General features: G+C 62.0%; 16 protein-coding genes and 1 riboswitch. Of the genes, 4 read left to right on the top strand and 12 right to left on the bottom strand.

Annotated features, from left to right (window positions below; translation table 11 throughout):
• The first annotated feature begins 52 nt into the window (after positions 1 to 52).
• Together SM764_RS06475 and SM764_RS06470 are read left to right on the top strand one after the other, a co-directional pair.
• A complete protein-coding gene (locus SM764_RS06475; RefSeq protein ID WP_369001336.1) occupies positions 53 to 1,255 on the top strand; it encodes an NAD(P)-dependent alcohol dehydrogenase in 1,203 nt (400 codons plus the stop codon).
• Positions 1,256 to 1,327: 72 nt separating this feature from the next.
• On the top strand, positions 1,328 to 1,786 hold the full coding sequence (locus SM764_RS06470; RefSeq protein WP_274835779.1) for a cyclophilin-like fold protein: 459 nt from the start codon (positions 1,328 to 1,330) through the stop codon (positions 1,784 to 1,786).
• 126 nt (positions 1,787 to 1,912) lie between these two features.
• Here SM764_RS06470 and SM764_RS06465 read toward each other — a convergent pair whose 3' ends face one another.
• From SM764_RS06465 to SM764_RS06415, 11 genes are all read right to left on the bottom strand, one after another.
• A complete protein-coding gene (locus SM764_RS06465; RefSeq protein WP_369001335.1) occupies positions 1,913 to 2,764 on the bottom strand; it encodes an energy transducer TonB family protein in 852 nt (283 codons plus the stop codon).
• The gene (locus tag SM764_RS06460) at positions 2,761 to 3,144 is read right to left on the bottom strand and encodes a biopolymer transporter ExbD (RefSeq protein ID WP_369001334.1); all 384 of its coding nucleotides are present in this window, start codon (positions 3,142 to 3,144) and stop codon (positions 2,761 to 2,763) included. The genes SM764_RS06465 and SM764_RS06460 overlap by 4 nt, the downstream gene beginning before the upstream one ends.
• Positions 3,145 to 3,149: 5 nt before the next feature.
• On the bottom strand, positions 3,150 to 3,530 hold the full coding sequence (locus tag SM764_RS06455) for an ExbD/TolR family protein (RefSeq protein ID WP_369001333.1): 381 nt from the start codon (positions 3,528 to 3,530) through the stop codon (positions 3,150 to 3,152).
• On the bottom strand, positions 3,527 to 4,168 hold the full coding sequence (locus SM764_RS06450; RefSeq protein ID WP_369001332.1) for a MotA/TolQ/ExbB proton channel family protein: 642 nt from the start codon (positions 4,166 to 4,168) through the stop codon (positions 3,527 to 3,529). The genes SM764_RS06455 and SM764_RS06450 overlap by 4 nt, the downstream gene beginning before the upstream one ends.
• 11 nt (positions 4,169 to 4,179) lie before the next feature.
• Positions 4,180 to 4,332, bottom strand: a complete 153-nt coding sequence (locus tag SM764_RS06445) for a hypothetical protein (protein ID WP_369001331.1) — start codon at positions 4,330 to 4,332, stop codon at positions 4,180 to 4,182.
• On the bottom strand, positions 4,325 to 4,990 hold the full coding sequence (locus SM764_RS06440) for an adenosylcobinamide amidohydrolase (protein ID WP_369001330.1): 666 nt from the start codon (positions 4,988 to 4,990) through the stop codon (positions 4,325 to 4,327). The genes SM764_RS06445 and SM764_RS06440 overlap by 8 nt, the downstream gene beginning before the upstream one ends.
• Positions 4,990 to 5,745, bottom strand: coding sequence for an ABC transporter ATP-binding protein (locus SM764_RS06435; RefSeq protein ID WP_369001329.1), 756 nt, complete (start codon positions 5,743 to 5,745; stop codon positions 4,990 to 4,992). The genes SM764_RS06440 and SM764_RS06435 overlap by 1 nt, the downstream gene beginning before the upstream one ends.
• Positions 5,742 to 6,725, bottom strand: coding sequence for a FecCD family ABC transporter permease (locus SM764_RS06430; RefSeq protein WP_368946836.1), 984 nt, complete (start codon positions 6,723 to 6,725; stop codon positions 5,742 to 5,744). The genes SM764_RS06435 and SM764_RS06430 overlap by 4 nt, the downstream gene beginning before the upstream one ends.
• Positions 6,722 to 7,561: an ABC transporter substrate-binding protein gene (locus SM764_RS06425; RefSeq protein WP_368946835.1), complete on the bottom strand. Its 840-nt coding sequence runs from the start codon at positions 7,559 to 7,561 to the stop codon at positions 6,722 to 6,724. The genes SM764_RS06430 and SM764_RS06425 overlap by 4 nt, the downstream gene beginning before the upstream one ends.
• A 3-nt stretch (positions 7,562 to 7,564) precedes the next feature.
• Positions 7,565 to 9,451: a TonB-dependent receptor plug domain-containing protein gene (locus SM764_RS06420; RefSeq protein ID WP_368946834.1), complete on the bottom strand. Its 1,887-nt coding sequence runs from the start codon at positions 9,449 to 9,451 to the stop codon at positions 7,565 to 7,567.
• Between the two features lie 159 nt (positions 9,452 to 9,610).
• Positions 9,611 to 9,823: riboswitch (cobalamin riboswitch) on the bottom strand.
• 473 nt (positions 9,824 to 10,296) lie between these two features.
• Positions 10,297 to 10,917, bottom strand: a complete 621-nt coding sequence (locus SM764_RS06415) for an Lrp/AsnC family transcriptional regulator (protein ID WP_369001327.1) — start codon at positions 10,915 to 10,917, stop codon at positions 10,297 to 10,299.
• On the opposite strand from SM764_RS06415, the gene SM764_RS06410 reads away from it, so the two are divergent.
• Complete coding sequence (locus tag SM764_RS06410) at positions 10,916 to 11,953, top strand: zinc-dependent alcohol dehydrogenase family protein (protein WP_369001326.1); 1,038 nt, start codon at positions 10,916 to 10,918, stop codon at positions 11,951 to 11,953. The genes SM764_RS06415 and SM764_RS06410 overlap by 2 nt on opposite strands.
• Positions 11,954 to 12,177: 224 nt before the next feature.
• The gene (locus SM764_RS06405; protein ID WP_368997814.1) at positions 12,178 to 13,359 is read left to right on the top strand and encodes an aromatic amino acid transaminase; all 1,182 of its coding nucleotides are present in this window, start codon (positions 12,178 to 12,180) and stop codon (positions 13,357 to 13,359) included.
• 172 nt (positions 13,360 to 13,531) lie between these two features.
• Here the strand turns inward: SM764_RS06405 and SM764_RS06400 are convergent.
• Positions 13,532 to 14,678: calcium-binding protein (locus SM764_RS06400; RefSeq protein WP_369001324.1), on the bottom strand; the 1,147-nt coding region annotated here is incomplete at its 5' end.

The raw sequence follows: 14,678 nt of genomic DNA, 5'->3' as shown, positions 1-14,678 counted from the left end.
AATGGAGTATCTTGGTCCTGTACCTCGTAGCCAACCGTCCAAGGAGATCCCCATGTGTGAAGCCTGCAACCAAAAGGCCGAAATCCTGACCCGCGAGAGCGAAAGCCGCCGGTCCTTCCTTGGTGGCACCGCGGCCATGGCAACTGCCCCACTCACCGCTGCGGCCCTGTCCAGCGCGGCCAAGGCGCAGGAGGCCGCAAGCCCGCTTGGCGCCAGCAATGTAAAAAGCTGGGCCGCCTTCGACACCAGCGGATCCTTTGCACCGCACACCATCCCTCGCCGTGCAGCCGGTCCAAAGGATGTGGTGGTCGAAATCCTGTACAGCTCGATCTGCCACTCGGACATCCACACCTACAAGGGCGACTGGGGGATGCCGACCTTTCCTCTGGTCCCTGGCCATGAAATGGTGGGCCGCGTCACCGGCGTCGGCGCCGAGGTGACCAAGTTCCGCGAAGGCGACATCGCAGGTGTAGGCACCATGGTCGACAGCTGCGGCGAATGTGCGAACTGTCTCGCTGACCGGGAACAGAATTGCCTGAATGGCACCACCTTCACCTACAACTCCCCAGACAAGATCTCGGGCGGGGTCACATATGGTGGTTACTCGAAGAAGATCGTCGTGAAAGAGGACTTTGCGCTTCGCATTCCGCCGGGGGTGGATCTCGCGGGTTTTGCGCCTCTGCTGTGCGCAGGTATCACGACTTTCTCGCCGATCAACCACTGGGATTTGCAGCCCGGGCAGCGCTATGGCGTGATCGGCATGGGTGGTCTTGGCCACCTTGCGGTAAAGCTCGCCGCGGCAAAAGATGCCGAGGTTGTCGTCTTCACCACATCCAAGGATAAGCTGGAGGACGCGAAATCCTTTGGTGCGTCCGAGGCTTATCTCTGGTCCGATGAAGACGTCATGCGCCGCCAGATGGGCAGTTTTGATCTTATGCTCTCCACGGTGCCGGTGGCCTACCCGATGCAACCATTCCTCAATATGCTCAAGCTCGACAAGACCCTGGTCAATGTTGGCGCGCTGTTCCCCATCGAAGGGGCGCATGGCATGATGATGGGGTTCGGCCGTCAAAGCCTGGCAGGTTCGATGACCGGTGGCATCGCCGAAACGCAGCGGGTCATTGATTTTGCCGCCCATCACGGCATCGCAGCGACCTATGAAATGATCACTCCGGATCAGATCGGCGCGGCTTGTGAAAAGGTCGTCAGAAAGCAGGCCCGCTATCGCTATGTCATCGACATGACCAAGGCCTGATCATCATGGCCAAGGTGGGACACCCAATTACGCCTTGGTCGCATTTCAGGAGATCTGAGGAGGACAATGAACGTGAACTGGCTCAAAACTCCGGCTTTGGCACTGATGAGTGCGCTCGCGCTGTCCGCTCCCGTCGTGGCAGAAACATCTGGTACAGCGACACAGAAAGAAGGCACCATGACCAAAATCGAGTTCATATTTGGCGAAGACCGCCTCTCAGCAACGCTGGATGATACTGCTGCCGGACGGGATTTTGCGGCGATGCTGCCGCTTGAGCTGACCCTTACGGATTACCACGGAATTGAAAAAATTTCCGACCTGCCCCGCAAACTTGACACAACAGGCGCACCGGCAAGCTACAAGCCCGAAACCGGCGACATCACGTTATATGCGCCTTGGGGCAATCTGGCGATCTTCTACAAACCGTTCCAGAACTCCCGCGGCTTGGTGCGTCTCGGGGCGTTCGATGGCGATATCGCACCTTTGGTGCGTTCCGCCCCCTACACAGTCCGCATAGAAATCGCCGACTGACACGGTTGCCGGTCAGCAGGTGTCCAGCGGTCATCCAGTGGCACAGAAATGCCTCCCGACCAGCATGTCCTGCGCGGCATTCACTGTACTCCTTGTTCCTGTCCCGAGGACGCTGAACTGCAAGCGTCACCTAGTGAAACGGGGTGAGAAATCGAAGGTATAGGTACCCGGCGCCAGCGCCTTGGGCGCACGTGGGTACCGTGTTTTTTGCGCCGCCTGCAATGCGGCATGGTCCAGCGTCGAACTGCCGGAGCTGCGCACGACAGAGGCCCCGATCAGCCGTCCTTGGGTCGAAACTTTCAGGCGCACCCGGGCTTTGCCCTGATCGTCGCCACGCGGGCGCCGCATCTGGCGTTCAATCCTAGACAGGATGGCCGCGCCCCAGCGGCGTTTCAGCTTGGCTTCCCGGGCAGCGTTTCCGGTGCTGGTCTCGTCGCCCCCATTGTCACCACGGGCGCTGCGCTGGCCACTGCCTGCGGCCTGCTGGTTCACGGCCACCGAAGCCGCTGCCGGTTTTGCCTCCGCCGGAGCCTCAGCTGCTGGCGCCGGTTTGGGCGGCGGGGCTGGCGCAGGCGGTGCTGGAGCAACCGGCGGAGGCGCAGGCGGTGGGGGAGCAGGCGGCGGCGGTGGGGGGGCGGGTTTTTCGGGTGCGGCCTCCGCCTGGACCGCCGGGGCCAGCACGGCCGGAGCAGAGGTTGGAAGGTCCGGCACAGAGGACGGGCTGGCAGACGGGACGGGCTGCGGATTGGCGATCAGAGCGGGCTGCACTACGGTCGGCACCTGAGTGGTGATATCCTGCGGGCGCCGCCATTTGGACACCTGCTGGGCCAGCTCAGCCGAGGCCGCCACCAGCGTGATCTGACCGGTGCCGCCGCTGCCCTCTGCCTCTGTGCCGCCATCCGGAAGCGCCACAAAGGGCAGCGCGTGCAAAAGCGCCGCCGAGGCAACGCATGCCGGAAAGAGCGCGATACGGCTCATGATCCGGTTCCGGTCAATGTCACCGATGCGATGCCCGCCGCCCTGAGCCTGGCAATCAGCGCCGCAACTTCATGTGCCGGAACTTGGGCATCCGCCCGCAGGGTCAGCACCCCAATCTGCCCGGCCTGCGCCGTCACCGCAGCGATGGCGCCCTCATCCTGCGCGCCCGCGAAATGCAGGCGGCCATCGGCGGCCATGAACAGCACGGCCTCGGGCGCCGAGGGATCTCCGCTCTCCAGTTTCGGCGGCACCACCGCAAAGGGCGCGCGCGGCGCGATTTGCGAGGACAGGAGGAAGAAGATCAGCAGCAGGAAGACCACGTTGATCATCGGCAGGATCGGCTCACCCGTCTCGCGTTTTTTTGGTTTGGAGAAATCCATGCCGCTCACTCCATGATCACAAGGCCGGTAAAGCCTGCATCAGTCAGAAGCACCGCAGCATCCATCATCTGCTGGAGCGACGCTGTTTTGTCCGGTTGCAGGATGATGGCGTCCGACATCTCCTGCGTCAGCGAGATCAGCTGCGCCGCCAAGGCATCAGCTGCGACCGGAACTCCGTTCAGATGCAGCCCGTCCGCTGTGACCAGCACCAGCCGGGGCGGCCCCTGATAGGCGGCTCCTGCCCCACCCATAGTGAGCGGAACCACCCGGTCGCGGCCGAATTGCGAAGCCAGCATGAAGAACACCAACAGCAGGAACACCACGTCGATCATCGGCGCGAGGCTGATGCGCTTTTTCCGGCGCGGTGCTCCGAAGGCCAGTGTCATTGCGCGGCCTGACGTTGTGCCGGTCGGGCAGCGGCTGCGGTGAAGACGCGGGTGGCGGCATCCTCCATCCGGGCCTGTTCACGCTCGGCCAGCCCTTCGATCCAGGAGGCCAGCGCCGAAGCCGGGATCGCCACGGCCATGCCCGCAGCCGTGGTCAGCAGCGCCTCCCAGATGCCGCCGGCGAGCACGGAAGGATCCGCGCCGCTGCCGCTTTCCTGCAGCGCCTGGAAAGCGCCGATCATGCCCAGAACGGTCCCCAAGAGGCCGACCAGCGGCGCGATTGCGGCGATCAGCTCAAGGGGGCGCAGACCATGACGCAAAGCGGCCAGCTCGGCCTTGGCGATGCGGGTGGTTTCCTTTTCTGCGGTTTCGGGACTGAACTCGGGCGTCAGCAGCGCCGTCATCGCCGACCGTGTGACCCGGTCCAGCGGCGTGCGCCCCGGCGCGACAGGCACCGCCCCCCCGGCCCGCCATTGATCCAGCCATGTTTCGGATTGCGGCCTGCGCCAGACCCCGACCTGTGCCAGCCCGATCAGGCGCCACAGAAACAGGGCGAGTGTCAGAACCGACAGCGCGCCGATGACCCAAAGGGCGGGACCGCCGCGGGCCATGAAATCGAAAAGAGGGGCAAAGGACATAGCAGCCTCCGTCAGTGGCCCGGAAGTCCCGGGTTGGTTTGCTCAGCGCCGCGGTCAAAACGCGCCGAATGGAAGTCTGCCGGACGGTCGTGACGCGGCCAGATGGTGCAGGCGCGGCCCGCCTGCGTCAACGCCGCTGCCTGCATCTGCACGCGCTCAGGCATCGACCGCCCTCCGGGCGTTGGATACCTTCCACTCCAGCGCGCCAGTGTGGACGGCCTTGTAGACGGCTTTTCCGATGGCTTCGCCGGTGGCCGTGTGCAGCCCAGCATAGGGATTTGCCCCGGAAGGTGCAGCAACCGCGACGCAATCGGTGCCGGTGCCGGTTGCTGTTCCGCCGCCGCCCGGCAGCTCAAACCCCGCATCCATCACGGCTGCGGTGCGGGCCTGAACCACGATGCTCAGCGCCTCAATCAGCCCGGCCTGCGTCAGCCCTTCGGAAAGGCGCAGCGCGACATTGATGGTGCCCCAGTCGCGGCGGGAGTAATCCACCCGGTTGCCGATCCGTTCACCGTTTGACAAGCCGACGGTGGCCACCGCTTGGGCCGAGATCCCCTCGACCGTGGCCAAGGCTTCGCAATAGTGCCGCACATCCCGTGAGGTGAGGAAAGCAACCGCGTCGCTGCCGCCGCGCTGTGCCAATTCGTCCGCGAACCATTCGGTGACATCCAGATCGCGCGGCAGGTCGCTGTTCCTGACCTCGCGCCACAGGATGCGGCGAGCGGTGACAAATCCGGGCCGGTTCACCGCCCAGCTCAGCACCTGCATCTCGGCGCCGAGATCAAACTCGATCCATGGGCGTTGCAGGGTGACCGCGCCCATCACAGCACCTCCAGCGGCTGAAATATCGGGCCCTGCGCTGTGGTCTCGTGCCAGACCGAGATGCCAAAGGCGCGCGCCATCAGATCGGGCGTCAGCACTTCGGCGGGCGGGCCATCGGCCATGATACCGCCTTCGGCCAGAAGGATCAGCCGCGTGCAATGACGGGCGGCCAGTCCCAGATCGTGCAGGGACACCAGCGCCGAGCGACCTTCGGCAGCAAGGCTGGCAAAGACTTCCATGGTTGAGATCTGATGCGAGGGATCCAGCCCGGCAGAGGGCTCATCCGCCATCAAAAGCGGCGTATCTTGGGCCAGCGCCCGGGCGACCAATGCGCGGGCCTGCTCGCCGCCTGACAGGCGCGAGGCGGCGCGCTTGCGGAACGAGTCCAGCCCCATGCGAGTGATTGCCTGATCCACCAAGGCCTGATCGGCGGCTGGCAGTCGCCGCCCCTGCGGCAGATGCGGTAGACGGCCAAGAGCGACCAAACGCTCGACCGGAATCGGCCAGGCGATCTCGCGCGATTGCGGCATCCAGGCCACCGTGTGGGCCCGTTCAGAGGCGTTCATTGTGGCCAGCGAACTGCTGCCCGCTGCCGGGATCAGCCCCAGCGCGGCCCGCATCAGGCTGGTTTTCCCGGCGCCATTCGGACCCAGCAGGCCGACAAACTCACCCTTGCCAATCTCAAAGGACACATCGCGCAGCACCGGACGGTCGCGCAGGGTTACAGAAAGGTTCCGGACCGAAAGCACGCTCATGCCAGCCCCTTCCGCGTCTTGTAGATCAAGTGCAGGAACAGGGGCGCGCCAACCAGCGCGGTGACCACGCCCAGCTTGAGATCGCGGGTGGGCAGGATCAGCCGCACGGCAATATCCGCCAGTTGCAACATGATCGCGCCGCCAAGGGCGGAGGCCCAAAGCAGCCGCGAGGGCTGCCCGTCGACGAACGGACGCAGAATATGCGGCACCACAAGCCCGACAAAGCCGATGGCGCCCGCAACTGCCGTGGTGCCACCGGCAATGCTGGCAGTGCCGACGACCAGAAGCCAGCGCAGCTGCCTCAGGTTCACGCCCATGGTCTGGGCTGCATCCTCGCCCAGAGTCAGCGCATCCAGCCCGCGCCCCAGCGGCAGCAGGATCACCATCCCGGTCAGAACAAAGGGCAGCGCCAGCCAGACATGCTGCATCGAGCGGTCCGATAGCGACCCCATCATCCAGAAGACGATCTCATTAGCAGCAAAGGGATTGGGCGAGAGGTTCAGAACCAGCGAGGTCAGCGCCCCTGCCATTGCCGAAATGGCGATACCCGCGAGGATCAGCGTCAGTGATCCCCCATGCTGCCCGGCCAGCGCCATCACCAGAAACACACCGCCCAGAGCGCCAGCCAGCGCCGACAGCGGCAGGCCCAGCGTGGCGGTGGCAGCGAGGCCGGTGTTGATTGCCAATACCGCACCCAGCGCCGCTGAGGAGGACACACCGATCAGCCCCGGCTCGGCCAGCGGGTTGCGCAGGTAGCCTTGCATCGCCGCGCCCGCCAGCCCCAGCCCGGCGCCGATCACGGCGGCAAGGATTGCCCGCGGCAGCCGGATTTCACGCATCACCAGACTGAGAGGTCCATAGCCATCGTCAAACAGGGCCGCCAGGCTCTCGCCCACACCGACATCTGCAGGCCCCACCGTTAGGGAGATCAGGAACAGTGCCAGCACCGCCGCCGAGAGGCACAGCATGAGCCGGGTCATTGGCGGGCCTCACGTTCCATGAAGGCGCGGCGCTCTGCCGCCAGTGTCTCTACCGCGCGCAACACATGCGGTGTCGGGCAGATCCAGTCGGCATTGCGGATTTCCCCGGCGCCGCTGCGTCCGGCCAGCATGCGCACCAGCGGATGTTTCAGGATTTCCTCGCTGCGGGAATTGCGCGGATAGGCGGTTGTGCCGACCAGCAGATCCGGCTCTGACAGCACCAGCAGCTCCAGCGGCAGCTGGCCGGAATGGGCATAGCCCAGTTCATCGGCGATATTGCGAAAACCTGCCGCCTCCAGGATTTGCCCGGCCAGCGTCTGGCGGCCTGCAGTATATCCGTTGGCCGCATAAAGCGCGGCGCGCGGGCGATTGTCCGGGGCATCCGCCCGCAGAAACTCCAGCTGCTGGTCAAAATCCGCCAGCAACCGGCGCGCGGCCTCCTGACGGCCCAGCGCCTCACCTACCTCAACGATGCGGGTTCGGACATCCTTCAGCGAAAAGGCTGGCCCGAATTCCGCCACCGGCACGCCAAGGCGGCGCAGCATATCCATCGTTGCAGGTGCCGAAGATGCGCCAGCGAGCACCAGATCCGGCTTCAGCAGGTAGATTTCTTCCGCCAGCCCGTGATTGACCGGATAGGCCTGCGCCTCTTCGGCCATGGCCGAGGCCCGCGGATCCCGGGCGACGAAGGAAATCGAGATCAGTTGATCCGGCGCGGCCAGCATCATGGCCATCTGGTCCACGCAGAGATTCATCGTGACGACGCGCGACGGCCCGGCAAAGGCACCGGTGGCGGCCATGAAAAAGGCCAGCGCTATGCCGGGCAGCCAGCGCATCGATCAGAAGGAGGCCCGGACGCCGACATAGGCAGCGCGGCCGCGTTTCGCGTAGCCCCAGACGTCCGAGTATTCCTCGTCGAACAGATTGGTGACACGACCGGTCAGGACCACATTCGGGTTCAGCTCATACTGGGCAGAGAGATCGACAGTGGTGTAATCCGGCAGCTCGGCCGTGGCATAGGTGCCAAAGAACTGGCTGTCCCAGTTGCCTGCCACATGGCGGACATCCGCAGTGATGGAGCCGCGACCATTGAAAGTATCGAGCGTGGCGCTCAGCAGCAGTTCGTGTTCGGGGCGGCGCACCTCGACCGTACCATTGGGGTTGGTGGCATCCAGATAGGTGTAGGACAGACGGAGATCGAGGTTTTCCGTGGCCTCAAGGCTGGCCGCCAGTTCGACACCTTTGCGCTCGCTGTCTCCGGCCTGATTGCGGAAGGAGAAGGTGGTCGCATTCACCATATAGGCTTCGATCTCACCCGTCAGCGTCTCGTCGAAATAGGTCACATCAACCAGCCCGCGCCCCTGCAGGAACGGCACCTCGACACCCAGATCAAAGCTGCGGTTTTCTTCGGGCTGCAAGTTCTGATTGCCCAGATAGGTAGTGGCACCAAAGGTGCTGTTGGCAAAGAGCTCAAAATAGGTCGGGTTCACGATACCGGTGCCGGCCGAGCCATGCAGGCGCACACCGCTGCCCGCAAAGGTATAGGACGCACTGGCGTTCCAGCTGGTGGCATCTTCGAAGGCATTGTTGTTGTCGCGGCGCACGCCCAGTTGCAGATCCAGACCATTGGCAAAGCTGCCACGGTATTCCAGCGCGATCGAATTGGTTTTGCGCGCAAAGGCCGGGTTGGAACGGCTGGAATCCTCTTCCCATTCCAGAATGGCGTTCAGCAGGTGATCTGTCAGATCTACCGTCTGGCCATCAAGGCCAAAGCTCAGCAGGTATTTCGCCGCTTCCGTCTTTGTCTCGGTCAGGGCGCCGCCGTTGTAGGATTGGTCAAAATCCGTACGCTCGTAAGACAGGCGATGTTTCAGGCGTCCGCCCAGCGTGTCGAGCTCGGCAAAGATCTGAGCCAGCTGTTCATCGCGGTCGCTGAACTGCGTGGGATCATCCACCACATAGCTGGCCGCATCGGTCGCGGTGAAGGAGGTGCTGTCGCTGTCGAAACGCTCTTCCGAGGCACGCAGGTTGAAACCCAGCTTCAGCCGCTCGGTCACAAGGTAGTCGCCTTTCACCTGCGCGGTGTTGCGGCGGATACCATCCTCTTCGCCGCCGCTGCCGGAGAAATCGTAGCCATCGTCATTATCATGCGCGAGGTTGAGCGAGATGCCGCCGCGTTCGGTTCGGGACGACACCCGCGCCGAGGCCCGGTAGCCGTCCGAGCCGACTTCGGCACTGCCACCGTATTCGGTGCCGATGCCGCCACTCTTGGTGATGATGTTGATCACACCCGCCGAGGCGTTGGAGCCGTAGAACACCGATTGCGGACCGCGCAGCACCTCGATCCGCTCGATATTGGCGGTATCAAGGCCAGACAGGATATAGTCGCTGTCGCCGCCCGAGGCCTCGATGCCGTCGATCAGGATCAGCGTGTGGTTGGCTTCGGCGCCACGGATGCGGACCTGGGTAAAGCTGTCACCTGCACCGGTGACCATCAGGCCGGGGACCGACCGCAGTGCATCCTGAACCGTGGTGATGCCGCGCTGTTCGATCTCTTCGCTGGTCACGACCGAAACCGAGCGACCGTATTTCTGCGCCTCGACAGGGGTAAAACCACCGGAGACGATGAGTTCGCCCAGATCGATGATCTCCGCCTCCTGGGCGGTTGCAATTGCGGGGGTAGTGACCATCAGGGTGGCGGCCAGGGACAAGCTTACCTTGCGCATCGTTTCAGTTCTCCCAGCCTGCACATTCGGTGCAGGAAAAGTGGCTGCCCATCTCGGGCAACATGTACAGATCATCGGTCTTTGGAAGGCAATGCTTCCACAGACGGTTCAATTGCCACCACTACGGAAGTCCGTCGTCCTCGGCGCGCCCCGCACCCGGACTGGGTGATCCTTCTGGCAGGTCTCCTGACTCGCGGGTCGCAGCTTTGCCGCGCCTTCCCGCCCCCTCTTGGGGCAGTGGCATATCGCAGCATTGCTCTCCGCTCACAGTTGCGGGGGCAGTCATGGTTTTGACGTCTTGTTCCGACGCCTTACCATGTTCCCTTTTACCCGGATGGTATTCCCAGCCGGACCAGAATGGCCGGACTTAGGCAAACTGGATTTACTCTGTCAAGAAGGAGTAGACGCCGCCAAGGATGGAGTTTTCAAACAATGCACCGCGCACACCAGCAACAATCGCCTGAAATCAACTGCTAAGTGATGGTTTCAATGCCGCAAACGCAATGCTGTGCCGCATCGACCGCAACCTTTGCGCAGGCGATATTCCACGCTACGGCATGGTTCCCCGTTCCGATCTCCACCGAATCCAATGGCTGGAGTCGTGGCTGTCCCCCCTGCCCCGCATCACGGACAGATTTCCCCTGGCAATGCCCCTGCGGCGGCAACGCGCCTCTTCCGCATCCCGGCGAAGCTATGGCGTTTCCATCTTCGCCCAAGCGTTCCAGTACGAGACCGCGCATGAACGCCCAGATCTTCGACAAGGTCTGTCGCGGGCACAGGTTCAGTCCGGTGGCCGGTTACAGGCTCCGGTTCAAACACGACGGAAAACCAGCTTGCGCGGCAGTCTATTTCATTGATGCTGCATTGACGGGCAGCTTGCTCGACGCCTTCATTTCTTTCAATGAGAGGTTGGACCGAATGCTGGTGACACCGGGTAGCCGCCTCAGAGTGCTGTCGACGAAACCACTGTAATCATCGAGATCACGGGCAACCACGATCAGCAGGAAATCATCCGCGCCGGTCGTGTTGTGGCAAGCCAGGATGTTCGGTGTCGTCTCAACGATGCGCTGAAATTCTGCCGTCGCGGCTTGATCATGCTCGGAACAGCGCAGCTGGACGAAGGCCATAACGCCGAGGCCGAGCTTTCGACGGCTTAAATTGGCTTGATAACCTTCGATGATGCCGCTTTCTTCAAGACGTTTGAGCCGCCTCCAACAGGGGGTCTCGCTCATACCCAGATGCTCGGACAACTTGGCATTGGTCATGCGGCCATCCTCCTGCAACAGGGTCAAGATCTCGGCATTGACGGCGTCGATGTCAGGCATGGGTAGATATCTTTCAATAATGACGATTCCATAGGGAATTCCACTCCAAATTTGCGCAATATGGGGAGGATTGGCAAAGGTATTTCCCTCATCCAGACTATGATCTCGTCCAAAATACTCTTCAGCGAAAGATCCTGCCATGAAAGCCGTCCTTTTCGAAAAATTCCAAAGCGCGCCAAAGCTGGTCACCGTGGACGACCCGACGCCAGAGCCGCATGGCGTTGTCCTCAGGGTTGCGGCCACCGGCGTCTGCCGCAGCGACTGGCATGGCTGGATGGGACACGACAGCGACATCGACTTGCCGCATGTGCCTGGCCACGAGTTGGCTGGCGTCGTCGAGGCCGTTGGGAAAGATGTCAAAAAATGGAAGGTCGGCGACAAGGTCACCGTGCCATTCATCTGCGGGTGCGGCAGCTGTTCCGAATGCCATTCCGGCAACCAGCAGGTCTGCCTGCAGCAGGAACAACCGGGTTTTACCCACTGGGGATCCTTTGCGGAATACGTAGGCATTCATCAGGCCGATCTGAACCTTGTCGCCCTGCCCGAGACCATGAATTTTGCCACTGCCGCGAGCCTTGGTTGCCGCTTTGCAACCTCATTTCGGGCGGTGGTAGATCAAGGGAGGGTCAGCGCAGGACAATGGGTGGCTGTGCATGGTTGCGGCGGCGTAGGCCTGTCCGCCGTGATGATCGCCTCGGCTTGCGGGGCCAACGTGATCGGCGTGGACCTTGATCCAGCTAAGTTGACGCTGGCAAAGGAGCTTGGCGCCGTGACGGTGCTAAACGGTAGGGAGGCCGACGTGCCGGAGGCCATTCGGGAGATCACCCGCGGAGGTGCCCACGTCTCTCTCGATGCACTTGGTCACCCGTCAACTATGACCAATTCAATCCTCTGCCTGCGGCCGCGGGGCAAGCATGTGCAGGTGGGTCTGATGCTGGGTGAGCACGCGGCACCGACCGTTCCAATGCCAAAGATCGTCGGGCAGGAAATCGAATTGCTTGGTTCACACGGGATGCAGGCACATCGCTACGGCGCGATGCTTGACCTCGTCGCCAGCGGCAAGCTGGATCCGGCACGACTGGTCGGAGAGCAGATCAGCCTTGTCGATGCCCCTCAGGCCTTGATGGAGATGGATAAATTCCGCTCCGTGGGTGCAACTGTCATAACCCGTTTTTGAGCCATGGAGAAAATCGCATTCATCGGAAATGACACCTTGGCCTGCGTTATCGCTGACGGTCAAAGGCGATATGCCAACGGAAAAATCGCCCGGCGCGTGACGCAGCCCAACATGACGCCTCATGTGGCTGAAAAGGTAATGACTGACGACCGAGGCGGCACGATGATGCCCCGTGCGATCACAGCATGCCATAGTCGGACCGTCGAACTGGGAAAGGGTGAATAATGTTTGAGCAGGTGGAAGAATACCCTGTAGATCCAATCATGATCGGGGCAGAGTATTTCGCTCAGGACCCGCGGCAGGACAAGCTGAACTTGACGGTTGGCATCTATCAGGACGCGCAGGGACAGACCCCGGTCTTGAAGGCCGTCAAACAGGCAGAACAGCGGCTGGTCGAAAGCCAGACCAGCAAGTCCTACCTCGCGCTCACGGGCGATGTGGAGTATTGCGCGGTGCTCGGCCACGAGATCATGGGCGACGCCTACAGCAGCGACTGGATCGCAGCGCAAACCTCCGGCGGTGCGGTTGCCCTGCGGGTGATCGCAGATCTTCTGGCTCAAATGCCCAAAAAACCCACGGTCTGGCTGCAATCTCCGACCTACGGCAACTATGTCCCGATTCTCTCCGCGGCGCAGGCGAACTTCCGATCCCTGCACTATTACGATTCGATCCGCAGCGAGCTCACTTTTGACGAAATGCTCGACGGGCTCAGGGCCGCCAGCCCCGGCGATGTCTTCCTGATGCAAGGCGCCTGTCACAACCCGACCGGAGCGGATATGACATCAGAGCAAATCGCAGCTCTGCTCGACATCCTGGAAGAGCGCGGCATTGTGCCGTGGATCGACCTCGCCTACCTCGGGTTCGCCCGCAGTTTCGATGCAGACTGCGACCTCGCCCGACAAATTGCGAAACGGTTTCCCGAGTGCATTGTCTGCATCACCCTGTCCAAGTCCTTTGGCCTTTATCGTGATCGCGCCGGGGCACTTTTTGTCAAAACACGCACCCCAGATCGCAATCGCGTTAAACGGGCGGTCACCGCAATCGTCCGCTCGGGGGCATCACACGCGCCGGACCATGGCTGCTCTGTTGTTCGCACCATCCTGCAAGACCCCAAGCTCAAGGCGCTCTGGCAGGATGAACTCGACCCGATGCGGGATCGTGTGGCACAGATGCGTGAGACGATCGTCAAAGCGGAACAAGATACCTATGGCACAGGAACCCTCGCGTTTCTCGGTCGGCAGAAGGGGATGTTCTCTTTGTTGCCGCTGACCAAATCCCAGGAAGTCGCGCTAACCCGCGACCATGGCATCCACGTCGTACAAGGCGGGCGCATCAATGTGGCACGGCTACGTGATCAGGACGTCCTGTGGCTGGTCCGTGCGGTCCAAAATGTCATGGCTGACTGAAACTCACCAGGAATGGTGTCGATTGCACCACGCCATCTTGGTCTGACGGTCACGCGGTATCTTCCTAGTGTTTCGGCTCGGACGCTTGCCGCGTCAATGACAGGGACTATCGAAAGCGTGAACAGGACGGGCACCAAACGGCGCCCGTCCAAAAGCAAGTTATGTTGTTCGGTTATCCCCAGAGGGTGAAGGTATCCCCGCTCAGGTCCCACTCTCCGGGCGACACCAGCACATCTTCCAGCAGGACGCTGCTTTCGTGGCTGGTACCCGCTTCTGCGGTAAGCAGTGTATCTGCTCCGCTCTGCGTGACGCTGACAGACAGGTCGCCAAGGCCCCATCCCTTGATTTCAAGCGTATCACCGACCTCAAAATCGGTGACGACATCCGAGCCAAAATCGAAGGTATCAACTCCGTTGCTGTAGAGATCGAACTGGAAATGATCGGCGCCGGATCCGCCGGTGATCACGTCGTTGCCATCGTCGCCGAAGAGCTGATCCGAGCCGCCTCCGCCAATCAGGCTGTCATCGCCCGATCCGCCGAACAGGAGATCCCCAGATTCGCCCGCAACCAGCGTGTCATTGCCAGCATTGCCATAGAGCTGATCAACACCACCGTCGCTGCCGACAAGATAGTCATCGGTTGCAACACTATAGCTGTCCCCGACGATGGAGAAGCTCCCGTCGAACGTCCCGTCCTGCGGAAGAAACGAGCTGTGCAGGTGATAGTTCTGCAGCGTCACCGTGCTCTCATAGGAGGTGCCCGCTCCAAGGGTCAGGATCGTGTCGTTGCCCGCGTGCTCGAGCGAGATCGTCACGGCAGCACCCGGACCAAAGCTGTTCAACTCCAGCACATCGCCGTCATTGAACCCCTCAATCACATCATGGCCGGAGCTGAGGCCTTCGTCGTTCGCGTCCGCAGGCACCACGTCGATGTAGTAGGTATCGGACCCCTCGCCGCCACGCAGCGTGTCATTGCCATCATCGCCGGAGAGCTGATCCGAGCCGCTTCCGCCAATCAGGCTGTCATCGCCCGATCCGCCGAACAGGAAATCCCCACCAGATTCGCCCGCAACCAGCGTGTCATTGCCAGCATGGCCATAGAGCTGATCAACACCACCATCGCTGCCGACAATATAGTCATCGGTTGCAACACTATAGCTGTCCCCGACGATGGAGAAGCTCCCGTCGAACGTCCCGTCCTGCGGCAGAAACGAGCTGTGCAGGTGATAGTTCTGCAGCGTCACCGTGCTCTCATAGGAGGTGCCCGCCCCAAGGGTCAGGATCGTGTCGTTGCCCACATGCTCGAGCGAGATCGTCACG

The sequence above is a fragment of the Pseudophaeobacter sp. 1A16562 genome (assembly GCF_041008785.1).
GTDB lineage: Bacteria > Pseudomonadota > Alphaproteobacteria > Rhodobacterales > Rhodobacteraceae > Phycobacter > Phycobacter gallaeciensis_A.
This window is presented reverse-complemented; position numbering and strand designations above follow the sequence as displayed.

Coding starts and splice junctions, on each gene's coding strand:
- SM764_RS06425 (WP_368946835.1), bottom strand. CDS start 7,561: ATGCGCTGGCTGCCCGGCATAGCGCTGGCCTTTTTCATGGCCGCCACC.
- SM764_RS06450 (WP_369001332.1), bottom strand. CDS start 4,168: ATGTCCTTTGCCCCTCTTTTCGATTTCATGGCCCGCGGCGGTCCCGCC.
- SM764_RS06405 (WP_368997814.1), top strand. CDS start 12,178: ATGTTTGAGCAGGTGGAAGAATACCCTGTAGATCCAATCATGATCGGG.
- SM764_RS06465 (WP_369001335.1), bottom strand. CDS start 2,764: ATGAGCCGTATCGCGCTCTTTCCGGCATGCGTTGCCTCGGCGGCGCTT.
- SM764_RS06420 (WP_368946834.1), bottom strand. CDS start 9,451: ATGCGCAAGGTAAGCTTGTCCCTGGCCGCCACCCTGATGGTCACTACC.
- SM764_RS06455 (WP_369001333.1), bottom strand. CDS start 3,530: ATGACACTGGCCTTCGGAGCACCGCGCCGGAAAAAGCGCATCAGCCTC.
- SM764_RS06435 (WP_369001329.1), bottom strand. CDS start 5,745: ATGAGCGTGCTTTCGGTCCGGAACCTTTCTGTAACCCTGCGCGACCGT.
- SM764_RS06415 (WP_369001327.1), bottom strand. CDS start 10,917: ATGGCAGGATCTTTCGCTGAAGAGTATTTTGGACGAGATCATAGTCTG.
- SM764_RS06445 (WP_369001331.1), bottom strand. CDS start 4,332: ATGCCTGAGCGCGTGCAGATGCAGGCAGCGGCGTTGACGCAGGCGGGC.
- SM764_RS06410 (WP_369001326.1), top strand. CDS start 10,916: ATGAAAGCCGTCCTTTTCGAAAAATTCCAAAGCGCGCCAAAGCTGGTC.
- SM764_RS06430 (WP_368946836.1), bottom strand. CDS start 6,725: ATGACCCGGCTCATGCTGTGCCTCTCGGCGGCGGTGCTGGCACTGTTC.
- SM764_RS06460 (WP_369001334.1), bottom strand. CDS start 3,144: ATGGATTTCTCCAAACCAAAAAAACGCGAGACGGGTGAGCCGATCCTG.
- SM764_RS06475 (WP_369001336.1), top strand. CDS start 53: ATGTGTGAAGCCTGCAACCAAAAGGCCGAAATCCTGACCCGCGAGAGC.
- SM764_RS06440 (WP_369001330.1), bottom strand. CDS start 4,990: ATGGGCGCGGTCACCCTGCAACGCCCATGGATCGAGTTTGATCTCGGC.